At 37.9% G+C, this 13402-nt stretch carries 14 protein-coding genes; 11 read left to right on the forward strand and 3 right to left on the reverse strand.

What is annotated here, in order from left to right; genetic code table 11:
* Nucleotides 1-206: 206 nt before the first annotated feature.
* The 4 genes from ACPWSR_RS08120 to ACPWSR_RS08135 all read left to right on the forward strand — a co-directional run bounded on the left by ACPWSR_RS08120 (nt 207) and on the right by ACPWSR_RS08135 (nt 3997).
* Nucleotides 207-1991: an FAD-dependent oxidoreductase gene (locus ACPWSR_RS08120; protein ID WP_426351181.1), complete on the forward strand. Its 1785-nt coding sequence runs from the start codon at nt 207-209 to the stop codon at nt 1989-1991.
* A gap of 228 nt (nt 1992-2219) precedes the next feature.
* Entirely contained in the window at nt 2220-2501 is a 282-nt protein-coding gene (locus ACPWSR_RS08125; RefSeq protein ID WP_426351182.1) for an ArsR/SmtB family transcription factor, read from the forward strand.
* An 85-nt stretch (nt 2502-2586) separates the two neighbouring features.
* Nucleotides 2587-3579 carry a permease gene (locus tag ACPWSR_RS08130; protein WP_426351366.1) on the forward strand — a complete coding sequence of 331 codons (993 nt, stop codon included), beginning with the start codon at nt 2587-2589 and terminating at the stop codon, nt 3577-3579.
* Between the two features lie 82 nt (nt 3580-3661).
* Complete coding sequence (locus ACPWSR_RS08135; protein WP_426351183.1) at nt 3662-3997, forward strand: thioredoxin family protein; 336 nt, start codon at nt 3662-3664, stop codon at nt 3995-3997.
* 62 nt (nt 3998-4059) lie between these two features.
* Here the strand turns inward: ACPWSR_RS08135 and uxuA are convergent, their stop codons facing one another.
* The gene (uxuA, locus tag ACPWSR_RS08140) at nt 4060-5112 is read right to left on the reverse strand and encodes a mannonate dehydratase (RefSeq protein ID WP_426351184.1); all 1053 of its coding nucleotides are present in this window, start codon (nt 5110-5112) and stop codon (nt 4060-4062) included.
* A 187-nt stretch (nt 5113-5299) separates the two neighbouring features.
* Here uxuA and ACPWSR_RS08145 point away from each other — a divergent pair, with 187 nt between their 5' ends.
* On the forward strand, nt 5300-6148 hold the full coding sequence (locus ACPWSR_RS08145) for a VanW family protein (protein WP_426351185.1): 849 nt from the start codon (nt 5300-5302) through the stop codon (nt 6146-6148).
* Between the two features lie 116 nt (nt 6149-6264).
* On the opposite strand, the gene ACPWSR_RS08150 is transcribed toward ACPWSR_RS08145, so the two are convergent.
* Both ACPWSR_RS08150 and ACPWSR_RS08155 read right to left on the reverse strand, forming a co-directional pair.
* Nucleotides 6265-6726: a hypothetical protein gene (locus ACPWSR_RS08150; protein ID WP_426351186.1), complete on the reverse strand. Its 462-nt coding sequence runs from the start codon at nt 6724-6726 to the stop codon at nt 6265-6267.
* A 61-nt stretch (nt 6727-6787) separates the two neighbouring features.
* The gene (locus ACPWSR_RS08155) at nt 6788-7522 is read right to left on the reverse strand and encodes an alpha/beta hydrolase (protein WP_426351187.1); all 735 of its coding nucleotides are present in this window, start codon (nt 7520-7522) and stop codon (nt 6788-6790) included.
* Between the two features lie 202 nt (nt 7523-7724).
* Here ACPWSR_RS08155 and ACPWSR_RS08160 point away from each other — a divergent pair, with 202 nt between their 5' ends.
* The 6 genes from ACPWSR_RS08160 to ACPWSR_RS08185 all read left to right on the forward strand — a co-directional run bounded on the left by ACPWSR_RS08160 (nt 7725) and on the right by ACPWSR_RS08185 (nt 13382).
* Complete coding sequence (locus ACPWSR_RS08160) at nt 7725-8834, forward strand: Ldh family oxidoreductase (protein ID WP_426351188.1); 1110 nt, start codon at nt 7725-7727, stop codon at nt 8832-8834.
* A gap of 113 nt (nt 8835-8947) precedes the next feature.
* Nucleotides 8948-9799, forward strand: a complete 852-nt coding sequence (locus ACPWSR_RS08165) for a L,D-transpeptidase family protein (protein ID WP_426351189.1) — start codon at nt 8948-8950, stop codon at nt 9797-9799.
* A 321-nt stretch (nt 9800-10120) separates the two neighbouring features.
* A complete protein-coding gene (locus ACPWSR_RS08170) occupies nt 10121-11197 on the forward strand; it encodes an NCS2 family permease (RefSeq protein WP_426351190.1) in 1077 nt (358 codons plus the stop codon).
* 15 nt (nt 11198-11212) lie between these two features.
* A complete protein-coding gene (locus ACPWSR_RS08175) occupies nt 11213-11758 on the forward strand; it encodes a phosphoribosyltransferase family protein (protein WP_426351191.1) in 546 nt (181 codons plus the stop codon).
* A gap of 228 nt (nt 11759-11986) precedes the next feature.
* Nucleotides 11987-12430 (forward strand): MarR family winged helix-turn-helix transcriptional regulator, encoded by a 444-nt coding sequence (locus ACPWSR_RS08180; protein WP_426351192.1) that lies wholly within the window; start codon nt 11987-11989, stop codon nt 12428-12430.
* A 13-nt stretch (nt 12431-12443) separates the two neighbouring features.
* Complete coding sequence (locus ACPWSR_RS08185; protein ID WP_426351193.1) at nt 12444-13382, forward strand: ring-cleaving dioxygenase; 939 nt, start codon at nt 12444-12446, stop codon at nt 13380-13382.
* Nucleotides 13383-13402: the final 20 nt, after the last annotated feature.

Genomic DNA, 13402 nt, shown 5'->3' on the forward strand with positions numbered 1-13402 from the left:
TACTTCATCTGACACCACCCTACAAAAACCTTGGGTTAACCCAAGGTTTTTTGTTATTTTGACATAAAATTAACTAAATTGGCTTGTTGACATGGGGTTAAGTCAACAAATTAGAATGAAATTGGGATTGATAGTTAAATAACTAACGATTAGGTTAAAATCACAGTGTCCTGGATAGGACCTGTAAAATATAAGGGGGTATTATTTTGAAAAATCTATCAAGGAAGATATTCTGTGCTTTACTATGTATTTTTATGACTATAGGTCTTGCGGCCTGCTCCCAGAGTGGTGCTGAAGGTGCTTATAAGGCTGGGACTTATAAAGCAACTGAGAAGGGACACAATGGGGAGATTGAAATACAGGTTAAATTTGACAAGGATGCTATCTTAGAGGTTAAGCCATTAGAGCACTCTGAATCAGCAGGTCTTGGAGATGTTGCTATGGAGAAGATATCAAAGGAAGTAGTGGAAGGTCAAACCCTAGCAGTAGATACAGTGTCAGGAGCTACTGTGAGTTCTAAGGCAATTCTTGCAGCCATTGAAGATTGTGTTGAGCAAGCTGGAGGAGATGTGGCTGCCTTAAAGGCAAAGACTGGTGCCGGCGATAAGAATCAAACTGAAGAAGAAATAACTACTGATGTAGTTGTTATTGGAGCTGGTGGTTCTGGTCTTTCAGCGGCAACTTCTGCTCGTCAAAATGGTGCAGAGGTTATAGTATTAGAAAAACAAGCAACCATAGGTGGTTCTACAGCTCTTTCTGGGGGAGCAATAGGGGCAACAGGAACTAAGTTCCAAAAGGAGCAAGGGATAGAGGATAGCAAGGAGAACTGGATGAGCCTTTGGAAAGAGAGACAGGCTACTAGCAATCCAGACAGCAAGTATCCTGACTATAATTTTGTAGACTATTTCATGGATGAAGCTGTTAAGACTACAGAATGGCTTGTAGATTATGTGGGACATAAGTATGTATCTATAATAGGCTTTGGTATGGACCCTGCTGAGAGACTTCACTTCCCTTTTAGCGATGAAACTACTAAGGGTGGTACAAGCTTAATTAATAATATAGAGGGCTTTGCAGTGGGAGAAGGAGTTAAGGTTTTAACAGAAAGACCTGCTACAGAGTTAATTGTAGATGAGGATGGTAATGTAACTGGAGTAATTTCAGAAGGTAAGAACGGAAAATTAACAGTCCATGCTAAAAAGGTAATTCTTGCTGCTGGAGGCTATGCTAAGAATGAAGAGCTTCTAGAAAGATTTATCCCTGAGGCTGCAGGAACATCAGAGCTTAGTGCAGCAGCTGCAGGAAGCACTGGTGATGGAATGCTTATGGCTGAAAAGGTAGGAGCTACCTTCTATGAAGATCCATGGGTAATAGGTCTTGGTGTAGCAAGTAAGCTAGAAGGAACAGCTTCCTTAATGATGGATTGGTCCAAGGTTTATGTAAATGGCAATGGAGAGAGATTTACCAATGAACAGATTCATTATGCTATAGCTAGCAATAAGCTTTTAGAACAGGATAAAACCTGGGTAATAATAGATTCCACTGAGGCTAATGAAGCTTTAGTGCAGGCTTTAGAAGGTCAATTATCCACTGGTGAGGTAGTTAAGGCTGATACCTTTGAAGCCTTAGCAAAGGCTATGGAGGTTCCAGAAGAAAACTTCCTTAAGACTATGGAAACTTACAACGAAGGCGCTAAGAATGGAAAGGATGCCCTAGGTAAGGAAAAGGAATATCTTGTAGCAGTAGAAAAGGCACCTTACTACGCTTTGAAGCTTTATGGTAAAACTATGGGAACCTTCGCAGGAGTTAAAACCAATGAAAGCTTCCAGGTATTAAAAGAGGATGGTTCAATAATCAATAATCTTTATGCTGTTGGTGAAAATGCTAATAAGGTTCTTTACAACCAGGTATACATGACTGGTAGCTCAATTCAATTTGCTTTAACCAGCGGAAGAATAGCAGGAGAGCATGCAGCTAATAGCTTGAAATAAAAATTTAAAAGCGCAACCTTAAAATATATATAAAAAGAAAGAAAAAGGTATGGACAATAATGTTCATATCTTTTTTGTTGAAATAAATTTTTAAAAATAAGTATTGATATACATGAGGACAAGTAATATAATATAGTCATATCGAAGATTATCGATGTATAAAAAGATGCAGAACTTCAATGATATGAGGTGAATCTGTTGCGGGATAATATAAAGAACACAGCGAAGATGTTTAAAGCACTTAGTGATGAAAATAGACTTTTAATATTGGGACTTCTAATAGATGGAGAAATGTGTGCCTGTAAGCTTTTAGAGGATTTAAATATAGGACAATCTACTCTATCTCATCATATGAAAATATTATTAGAGTCTGGCTTTGTGGAAGCTCGTAAAGAAGGGAAATGGATGCATTATTCTATTTGTCAGGAAAGTTTTAAGCTATTGAAAAATTGGGTTGAAAGCTATGAAGAGAATAGTGATTTGCACAACCTTTGTAACTGTAAACTATAGTATATTGCCACCTTTTAGGTGGCAATAATTAAGTAAAACATATCGATAAATGTAGATATGTAGATATAAGGAGAGAGAAATGTTTATTTGGGATTTTTTTCAACAACAGATTTTAGGAATGAACTGGCTCAATGACTTGATTGGTGCCATACTAAATGGTATTGGGTTAGATACCACTACAGCTATAGGAGGAAGTATACAGTTTTTTATCTATGATATTATAAAAATTTTGCTTCTTCTTTCTATACTAATTTTTATTATTTCTTATATACAGAGTTATTTTCCACCTGAAAGGACTAAGAAAATCCTTGGAAGGTTTCATGGAATTACTGCAAATGCTTTAGCTGCCCTTTTAGGAACTGTAACCCCTTTTTGTAGCTGTTCTTCGATACCGTTATTTATGGGGTTTTCTAGTGCTGGACTTCCTGTAGGTGTCACTTTCTCCTTTTTAATATCTTCTCCCCTAGTTGATCTGGGTTCCTTGATATTATTGATGAGTATATTCGGAGCTAAGGTAGCCGTGGCCTATGTAATTGTTGGACTTGCTCTTGCTATTACTGGAGGTACTATAATTGAAAAACTAGGGATGGAAAGGTATGTAGAAAAGTTTGTAAAAGACGCAAAGACCGTTGAAATAGACTCTCCTAACCTTACCAGGAAGGAAAGAATGGAATATGCTAAAGAACAGGTTTATGAAACAGTTAAGAAGGTTTTCTGGTATGTTATCATCGGTGTAGGAATTGGAGCTATTATTCATAATGTTATACCTGAGAGCTTTATACAGAGGATATTAGGTAGCGATAATCCGTTTTCTGTAATATTAGCTACAGTTGTGGGCGTTCCTATGTATGCAGATATTTTTGGAACATTGCCTATTGCCGAAGCTCTTTATTTTAAAGGAGTTGGCTTGGGAACTATATTAAGCTTTATGATGGCTGTAACAGCTCTGTCTTTACCGTCTATTATTATGCTTAAAAAGGCGGTGAAGTCTAAGCTTCTAGGAGTGTTTGTGGGTATTGTAGCTATAGGGATTATTATCATTGGTTATCTGTTTAATGGTCTACAGTTTTTATTTTAAATTTGCACAGAGTGATATAGCATCACTGAAAATATATTGGCGGAGATTTTTATAATTTTATTATAAGGAAGGAGTATGTTTTATGGCTTTATTTAAAATTGGCAAAAAGAAAGAGGTAAAGAGCTGCTGTGGAGGTAACTTTGACGCTGAAAATATGCAAAAGGCAAAGGAAGCAGTGCTAAGTGGCTCAAAAGTTAAAGTTTTGGGTACCGGATGTGCAAAGTGTAATGCACTAGAGGCTAATGTTAAACAAGCTTTAGAAGGGTTAGGAATGGATACAACTATAGATCATGTGACGGATTTTACTGAAATTGCAGCCTATGGAGTAATGACCACACCTGCTCTTGTGGTGGATGGAAAAGTGGTTTCCTTTGGTAAGGTGTTGTCTCCAGAGGAAGCAGCTAAACTCCTGAAGTAAAGCTCATAAAAAGACCTGATATCTAAGGCTTAGGATATCAGGTCTTTTGTCTATTTTAGCTTTTATTCCTTTGAATCCAATTTATCTAGAGTTTCAATTATCCCTGTAAGATACATGGCACCTAATGCTCTGTCGTAGAGTCCATAGCCAGCTCTTCCTGTTTCTCCCCATATCATTCTTCCGTGGTCAGGTCTTACATAGCCATCAAAGTTGTTTTTGTGCAGGGTTTGAACTATTTTAACTATGTCTAGGGAACCACAAGGGGAGTAATGGGCTGTTTCCTCAAAGCTTCCATCCTCTAAAAGCTTAACATTTCTTATATGCATAAAATGTATTCTTTTCATAGCAGAATATTTATCTACTAGCCTAACTACATCATTAAAGGAGGCGGAGCCTAAGGAACCAGTACATAGGGTTAATCCGTTATACTCACTGTCTACAATCTTTAAGAATCTGTCTAGGTTTCCTTCGTTTGTTATAATACGTGGAAGACCAAAGATACTGTAAGGTGGATCATCAGGATGTATAGCCATCTTCACCCTGCACTCCTCAGCTACGGGAATAATTTCCTTAAGAAAATGCTCAAGGTTCTTCCAGAGAGTTTCTTCATCTACGGATTTATATTTGTCAAAAACCTCTGCTAGCTCTTCCTTTGTATAGCTGGAGTCCCAGCCAGGAAGTGAAAGCTCCCCTTTAAGTGGATCCATTTTTTTAACATGGTCCGTATAATAGACTAGTGTAGTAGAGCCATCCTTTAAGGTCTTATCCAGCTGCGTTCTTGTCCAGTCAAATACAGGCATAAAGTTGTAGCAGATAACCTTCACTCCAGCCTCAGCAAGATTTCTTATATTCTGCTTATAGTTTTCTATATATTTGTCTCGTGAAGGTAGCCCCAGCTTTATGTCCTCATGAACGGGTACGCTTTCAATAACATCAAACTTAAGGTCTGCTCCCTCAACAGTAGCCTTTAATTCCTTTATCTTTTCTGGTGGCCATACTTCTCCTACAGGCACATCGTATATTGCTGTTACTATGCTGTACATGCTAGGTATTTGTCTAATATATTGAATTTTTACAGGGTCCTTGGTCCCATACCATCTAAAGGATAATTTCATTTTATTCCCTCCATATTGAATAATTTATTGTTGTCTTGTCAGTGATATTTTTTGTTATTTCCTCAAAGATATACTCATTAAAATATAATCCTATTATTTATACTTTTATAAGCTTTTATTTGATAAAATTAATACTAAATAAGGTATTTATTATAAGGAAATATAGCAGTGAAAGGTTAAGGATAAAATGAGAGATTTTTCAGAGATTAAAGACCTTAAACCTAAGAAAAGAAGTGCCTTGAGGGTTAAGGCCGGAAGGACTTATTATACCTTAAGAAGATATTTGAGCTGGTATGGAAAAAGAAATTTTGCAAAAGAAAAGAGCCAAAGTCCATTAGTGTACTGCTGTTTTAGCCACAAAACACCTCTCCTAAGAAGGCTTAAGGATGTGGATATGAAGTATCAGTATAATAAGATAGTGAATCTGAAAATAGCAGCTCCAAAGGTGGATGGAATTATAATAAAGCCTGGAGAAACCTTCAGCTATTGGAGGCTTATTGGGAGGGCAAGCTATAAAAAGGGTTATAAGGATGGAATTGTATTAAATAGCGGAGGCTTTTCCACTGCCGTAGGAGGAGGGCTCTGTCAGCTGTCTAACTTAATTTACTGGATGACACTACACACTCCTCTTACAGTGGTGGAGAGATTTAGACATACCTTTGATGTATTTCCTGATTCAAATAGAACTCAGCCCTTTGGAAGTGGGGCAACCTGTGTATACCCTTATAGAGATTTGATGATAAGAAATGATACTAATTCACTATTTCAGCTTAAGGTATGGGTAACAGAAGAGGAGCTCTGTGGTCAGTGGCTATCTTCCGAAGCACCTTTATACAGCTACAGAGTTATTGAAAAGAACCATACCATGAAGAGTCAATGGTGGGGAGCTTATACAAGACATAACGAGATTTATAGGGAGAAGTATGATTCTCAAGGAGCTTTTCTAGGAGAAGAGTACATTACGGAAAATCATGCACTGATGATGTATGAACCTTTCCTTGAAAGTGCAGCGGTCAATGAGATGGCGTCTAAATAGTTTAAGCATATATGATTTTTAAAAGGACTAGTAATTTATAAAAGTTTATTCTTGATAAATTACTAGTCCTTTATTATTTATTGATTTTTTATCTTTATTGAGCAGGGTTTAGTTTCCTAGCTGTTAACTATAACTTTTATGGTATAAGATACCTGTCCCTCATCCCAATATCCAATAATTTCGTAGATATAAGTTCCCTTTTCTTTAGGGACAATAATGGTATTATCATCAAAAGTATATGAATTATCCTTCACTGTACTCCAATCAACAACAGTAACCTTATTGGGTTTTCTTGAAAAGCTTAGCTTTAATTCTCCGTGGGAGGGGACTTCATTACCTTTCATTTTCTCAGCAATTTGATCAGGACTTGCTGAGTCTGCTATAACCTGCTTTAAAATAAATGGCCCAAGCTTTACAGTCCATTGATAGCCACCCTTTTCAACTGAAATATTTTCTTCATTGTAGGTTACCTTAAGGGTGGGAATATTTATTTCCTCTGAACTTTCTTCCGCAGTATTGCTACAGCCAGTAAGTATAAATGAAAATAAAGCTAACAAAATAATTATTACTTTTCTCATGATAAATCCCTCTCATTTATTGTTATACCTATAAGACGAAGAATCAAGAGGATTTGTTTCTTTATAAAGAAAAAATATACCTAAGAGCCCTGCTTATAGAAGCGATAACCACAGAGCCGTGGTTTTCTTCCGGGGCTATGTAGAGGCTACAGTTTTCCGTGAAGCCTTTTATCTTATCATAGATTTTCTCAGCTCCAGGAACCATATCACCTTCCTTTTCTCCTACCCCTATGAATATATTTTTATGGCAATAAGACAAGTTTGGAAGAGATAATAGCTCATCGTTATTCCACCATACAGAGGGGCTGAAGGAGATTATATTTTTATAGATACTCGTTCCATCTAATAAATCCCATAGGACATAATATCCGCTTAGGGAATGCCCTATAATTGTAAGATTTTCCTGATCAAATTTCACATTGGCTTTTAAGAGGGGAAGGAGCTCTTCTCTTATAAAAGAATTGAAGGCAAGGCCGCCTCCCAGGTCCTTTGGAATATTAAATTTATTGTGCTTTGGATGGATATATTCCTTTGCGGGAGCTGTAAAATCCAAAAATCTCTTTTCCTTCTTCTCAAACTCCTGATGAGCTATTCCTACTACTACAGAAGAATTAATTCCTGTCTTTTTAGATAAGGCGCTCTGCTGCTTGATGCAGCTCTTAACAATTTCAAAGTTGTTTCCACCATCTAAAACTATAATTAAGGGTAAGTAATTATTTTTAGCATACTCAGGAGCATAAAGCTTAATTTCGTAAAAGCTGTTGGTATGATTTGATTTCATAGTAAAATTATTCATAAATTACCTCCTGTTTGCTAATATTACATCATAGTATAGAACAATAAGAATAAAGGGTCAAGATAACTGAAAAAGAATAGCAATAATCCCAGTGACTATTGAAATTATATAAAAACAATGATATAACAGTCCTAAGAAATGTAAAAATATTTAGATAACTACAAGCTATAAATATAAAAAAACTTAGGAGGGTGGTAGTGTTATGGAGACAAGACCTTACGTATCATGGGAGCTTATTGGAGATTTTATGGCTTCAGCCTTTGAAAAGCTAGGAGTTCCTAGAGAGGAAGCTGAGATTTGTGCAGAGGTACTTATGGAAAGTGACCGTAGAGGAATAGAAAGCCACGGCTGTAATCGCTTTAAGCCTATTTATGTAGATAGAATCAATGATGGGATACAGAAGCCTGTAACCAATTTTGAAGTGGTAAGGGAAACCCCTACTACTGCTGTGGTTGATGGACATGATGGAATGGGAATGGTCATAGGAGTAAAGGCCATGAATATGGCAATAGAAAAAGCAAAGAAGTACGGCATGGGTATGGTGGCTGTGAGGAATTCCACCCACTATGGAATAGCTGGATATTATACTACCATGGCTACAAAGGCTGGGATGATAGGAATAACAGGAACCAATGCAAGACCTTCCATAGCACCTACCTTTGGCGTTGAAAATATGCTGGGGACCAATCCTCTCACCGTGGGAATGCCAACGGATGAAGACTTTCCTTTTGTATTAGATTGTGCCACCTCCATTACTCAGAGAGGTAAGATAGAATACTACGCAAGAAACGGTAAGGATACTCCTGCTGGTATGGTTATAGGCCGTGATGGTAGTGCCATGACCGATAGTGAGGCTATTTTAAAAGATCTAACCACTGGTAATGCTGCACTAGCTCCTCTAGGTGGAATTGGTGAAGAGCTGGCAGGTTATAAGGGCTATGGCTATGCTACCGTAGTAGAAATATTATCAGCAGCTCTCCAGTCAGGAAACTATTTAAGGATGCTCACTGGTATCAATGAAAAGGGAGAAAAGGTTCCTTATCATTTAGGACATTTCTTCATAGCTATAGATACAGAAGCCTTCATGGGTCTTGATGCCTTTAAGAAAACTGCTGGAGATATACTAAGAGAGCTGAGGGGCTCTGAAAAAGCTCCAGGAGAAGAAAGGATATACACTGCCGGTGAAAAGGAATATCTAGTATGGCAGGAAAGAAAGGACAAAGGAGTTCCTGTTGGAGAAGCTGTACAGAAGGAATTTATTGCTGTTAGAGATGCTTTAGGACTACCACATCATTTCCCTTTTGAAGATTAATATAAATCATTAGCTCCTATGAAGTTTATCATATGGAGCTTTTTCTATGGGTGTAACCACAATTACAGAAGTATCATAAATTATTATAAATACTATGATGAGGAAAGTATTAAATGGAGTTTTTTAGAGAAATGGATATTGACCAGGAGCCTTTTTTGAAATATACTCTGGTAAATTTAAACCTAAGAGAGGAAAAGTCTAGAGAAGCAAATGTGATAACAGTGATACCTGCAGGAAGTGCTGTGGAGGTGCTGGAACAGGATGATGAATGGGATAAGGTGAGATTCAATGGGCAAGAGGGCTATGTCTATCGCTATTACCTTTCAAAAAGTATGTACCCATGGACTAATGTAAACCTAAGAGAAGGAGATACCCCTTTAGCTAAGACTTATTTAATAATACCCCAGGGTGCCAGGGTAGAGGTTATAAATAATCTTGGAGATTGGAGTCAGGTTGTTTATAATGGCCTGTATGGATATGTTTTTAACTATTTTCTATCGGAGGATGGCTTGCAGCCAGGAACTCTGGATTATTCTGCTTTTTATACGGATATAAATAAGTTTGTTAATGATAATTCTATTAAAAGTCCCACCCCTTATCTCCTTATAACGGATCTTCGCAATAGGCTTACTTATGTTTTTATCAAGGATGCCAGTGGAACCTGGGCGCAGCTATACTCCTGGGAATGCTCCATAGGAAAGCCTTCAACACCTACTATCACAGGAATGTTCTTTATCAATGGCAGAAGGGCTTCCTTTGGAACCACAGCCTATCTAGTTAAGTATGCCACAAGAATTCAAGGCCCTTACTATTATCATTCAGTTCTTTATAACTCTACGGGAGAGTATATCAAGGATGGAAGGCTGGGTGAGGCTATAAGCCACGGCTGTATAAGACTTGCCACGGAGAATGCTCGCTGGATATATGATACGGTGCCTAATACTACAACGGTTGTTATTCATTAGAAGTAGTTAATAACCCATTCCTTAGAAATATTTAAAAATGGCTTCTTTGGAGGTTGTGCTTAATAAAGCATGGCTTGAAGAGGAGCTTTTTTAATTTATGATTGTACAATAGGAATTTTAGTAATGTTCGTGTTTTGTAGGATTATACAAAAAAATAATGAAAATTATGGCGATAAAAATATTGTAATTACGAATAATATATGATAAATTAAATATAAAGTTCGTTATTTTAAGATAATTAATTATTATATGAGTAAAGCACATAGGGTGATGGTCCTATGAGAACGCTTAAAATATTATCATCAGGTTAGGAGCTTATTTATGGAATTTTTACAGGATTTACTTGCTGCAATAGGGGTAGTACTCAATGGTATACCTCAAGGTCTTCTCGCTGCTTCTCTAGGCTTTGCCTCTGTACCCACAGCTTTAGGCTTTATAGTAGGAGCTATTGCCTGCTTTAGCTTAGGCTCTGTGGCACCAATATCCTTTCAGGCAGAAACTATAGTGCTGGCTGGGAGCATGGGGAAAAGCATGAAGGAAAGATTCTCCATGATTTTCTTTGCTGGTATACTTATGGCTGTTTTAGGAGGCTTAGGTCTACTTTCTACTATTAGTAATTTTGCTGGACAGGTTGTTTTAAGCGGTATGATGGCTGGTGTTGGTCTTGTACTAGCAAAGCTTTCTTTAGATATGGTAAAGGAAAATAGGCTTGTTGGAGCTATTTCTATGGTAACTGCAATTATAGTATATTTTTTCATGGGCAAGAATTTAGTCTATACCATAGTAATTTCTCTTGTTGTTTCCAGCATAGCTGCAAAGGTAGCTCATCAGGAAATAACCAGTATGATACCTAGTGAAAGACCCTTTAAGCTTACCCTTTCTAAGCCAGTGTTTAACATATCCGTTCTAAGAGGAGCTCTAGTACTAGCGTGCCTTACCATAGGAGCTAACATAGCCTTCGGAAATATCACTGGTGGCATCGCTGGAACCACTCAAAATATAGATCACCTCACAATATATTCAGGAATAGCCGACTCCATAAGTGCTCTCTTTGGTGGAGCCCCTGTGGAAGCTATAATTTCTGCCACAGCTAGTGCACCTCATGCTGTTACCTCTGGAGTAATCATGATGGTTATCATGGCGGCAATACTATTTACTGGTCTTCTTCCTAAGATAGGCAAGTTTGTACCAAGCCAATCTATAGCAGGCTTCCTTCTGATTTTAGGTGCTGTTGTAACCTTCCCGGGAGATGCAGCAATAGCTTTTTCTGGGACAAACCCCGGTGATTCCATAGTAGGAGGGGTTACCATAGCAGTAACAGCCTTTGTAGATCCCTTTGTAGGAATGGTTTGCGGAATATTATTAAAATTATTATTTGCTGCAGGAATAGGTATATAGAGAAAGGATATGACAATGAATAATACATATGAATTAAAGGTGGCGGGATTAAAGAGAGAGCTTCCAATCATCAAGCTATCCCCGGAGCTTTCCATAGCAAGCTTTGTTATTTTAGGAGATTGTCAGCTGGTTACAGAAGCTGCAAGGGAGCTTGAAGGCAGAATACCTGAGATTGATTATATAATCACCGCTGAGGCTAAGGGAATACCTCTGGTTAATGAAATCAGCCGTCTCAGAGGCTTGAATAAATACATCGTTGCTCGTAAGAGTATTAAGCCTTATATGAAGAACCCTATTATAGATGAGGTTGTGTCAATAACTACTCAAAAGCCCCAGCTTCTATGTCTCGATGGCAGTGATGCCTCTCTTATAAAAGGAAAAAGAGTAGCAGTAGTGGACGATGTTATCTCCACAGGGGAATCCTTAGAGGCTGTGTGCAGGCTGGCAGAAAAGGCAGGAGCGGAGATAGTGGCCAAGGTTGCTATCCTTGCAGAGGGAGCTGCTGCAGACCGTAAGGATATAATATTTTTAGAAAAGCTGCCTCTCTTTCCGGGAGAATAATAAAAAAATCGAAGATTACTTATAATAGCGTTATAAGGCTCCAATCTACTTAAGCTTAGATTGGGGCCTTTAATTATTTACTGGTAGTATTTACGCAGAAATATTACAAATATGTGAAAGTTAATATTAATTGATAATGATTATTGACAAGGGGAGTTTTATAATATAAGATTATCTTAAATTCAAAATATTAGAAATTAAGATATTTTATTCAAAGGAGAAGGACCTATGTCAGAAGGATGCAGCAGTGACCTCTATTTTCATTTAATGGAAGCCTCCAGGGCGATTCAGGATAGGGTAAGGGCAGAAGCCAGCAAGTGGAAGCTAGGAATAACTGAATTTTTTGTTTTGGAGACCTTATATATTAAGGGAAGTCAGACCATACAGCAGATAGCTGGTAATGTTTTTGTGAGCAGTGGGTCCATGACCTATGTAATAGATAAGCTAGAGAAGAGAGGCATTGTATACAGAAATCCCTGCCCCAATGACAGGAGAGTAATACACATAGAATTTACCCCTGAGGGCAGAAGCTTTATGGATGAAATAATGGCTAGGCATAAAGAAAATTTAGAGGATATTTTTCAGGTGCTAAAGCCTGAGGAGGCAGTTACCTTAATTAATATGTTAAGTAAAGTAGAGAATCATATAGAAGTTTTAGATATAAAGGAATAAAAGGAGGATATACATGTTTAAAAATATTAAAGGAATTCACCATATCACCTCAATAGTAGGTGATCCACAAGAAAATGTAGATTTTTATGCAGGAGTTTTAGGGCTCCGTTTAATTAAGCAGACAGTAAATTTTGATGACCCAGAGACCTATCACCTTTACTTTGGAAATGACATTGCAAGTCCTGGAACAGCCATAACCTTTTTCCCTTGGCCAGGAGCTTATCAAGGTGTCATTGGGGACGGACAGGTAGGAATAACCTCTTATGCAGTACCAAAAGGAGCATTAAGCTTTTGGGAGAAAAGACTAGAGAGCTTTAATATAGACTACACCAAAACAAAGCGCTTTGGAGAGGATTACCTTCAGTTTAAGGATGTCCATGGACTTAATTTAGAATTAGTTGAAAGAGAAGAGGGCAGGGAAAATCAGTGGTCCTTTGGAGGAGTGACTAAAGAGGTAGCAATCAAGGGCTTTGCTGGTGCTACACTTTTTTCCTCAGCTCCTGATAAAACCTCCGAGCTCTTAGAGAAGGACATGGGTCTTAAGAGGATAGGAGCAGAAGGAGAGTTTATAAGGTTTAAGGCTCAAGGAGAGACTGCTAACATCATAGATTTGAAGTCTGAACCTGGTATTAGAGGAAGGCAGGGAGTAGGTACTGTACATCATATTGCCTGGAGTACAGCCGATGATAATGAGCAGCTGCAGTGGAAGAGCCTATTAGAAGCCTCAGGCTATGGAGTAACCCCTGTACAGGATAGAAATTATTTTAATTCAATATATTTCAGAGAAAAGGGTCATATACTCTTTGAAATTGCTACGGAAGGACCTGGCTTTGATATCGATGAGCCTATGGAGGCTTTAGGAGAAAACCTTAAGCTGCCAGTGCAATACGAGCCCTACAGAAGCAGAATTGAACAGAACCTCCTACCTATCAAGGTTAGAGAGCTTAAGTAGTTAGTTTGAGGAGGAAGCTA

Origin of the sequence: Alloiococcus sp. CFN-8, from assembly GCF_049943125.1 — a bacterium.
Taxonomy (GTDB): Bacteria; Bacillota; Clostridia; order Clostridiales; family Clostridiaceae; genus JAEXZL01.

Coding starts and splice junctions, on each gene's coding strand:
- ACPWSR_RS08125 (WP_426351182.1), top strand. CDS start 2,220: ATGTTTAAAGCACTTAGTGATGAAAATAGACTTTTAATATTGGGACTT.
- ACPWSR_RS08135 (WP_426351183.1), top strand. CDS start 3,662: ATGGCTTTATTTAAAATTGGCAAAAAGAAAGAGGTAAAGAGCTGCTGT.
- uxuA (WP_426351184.1), bottom strand. CDS start 5,112: ATGAAATTATCCTTTAGATGGTATGGGACCAAGGACCCTGTAAAAATT.
- ACPWSR_RS08145 (WP_426351185.1), top strand. CDS start 5,300: ATGAGAGATTTTTCAGAGATTAAAGACCTTAAACCTAAGAAAAGAAGT.
- ACPWSR_RS08150 (WP_426351186.1), bottom strand. CDS start 6,726: ATGAGAAAAGTAATAATTATTTTGTTAGCTTTATTTTCATTTATACTT.
- ACPWSR_RS08155 (WP_426351187.1), bottom strand. CDS start 7,522: ATGAATAATTTTACTATGAAATCAAATCATACCAACAGCTTTTACGAA.
- ACPWSR_RS08160 (WP_426351188.1), top strand. CDS start 7,725: ATGGAGACAAGACCTTACGTATCATGGGAGCTTATTGGAGATTTTATG.
- ACPWSR_RS08165 (WP_426351189.1), top strand. CDS start 8,948: ATGGAGTTTTTTAGAGAAATGGATATTGACCAGGAGCCTTTTTTGAAA.
- ACPWSR_RS08170 (WP_426351190.1), top strand. CDS start 10,121: ATGGAATTTTTACAGGATTTACTTGCTGCAATAGGGGTAGTACTCAAT.
- ACPWSR_RS08175 (WP_426351191.1), top strand. CDS start 11,213: ATGAATAATACATATGAATTAAAGGTGGCGGGATTAAAGAGAGAGCTT.
- ACPWSR_RS08180 (WP_426351192.1), top strand. CDS start 11,987: ATGTCAGAAGGATGCAGCAGTGACCTCTATTTTCATTTAATGGAAGCC.
- ACPWSR_RS08185 (WP_426351193.1), top strand. CDS start 12,444: ATGTTTAAAAATATTAAAGGAATTCACCATATCACCTCAATAGTAGGT.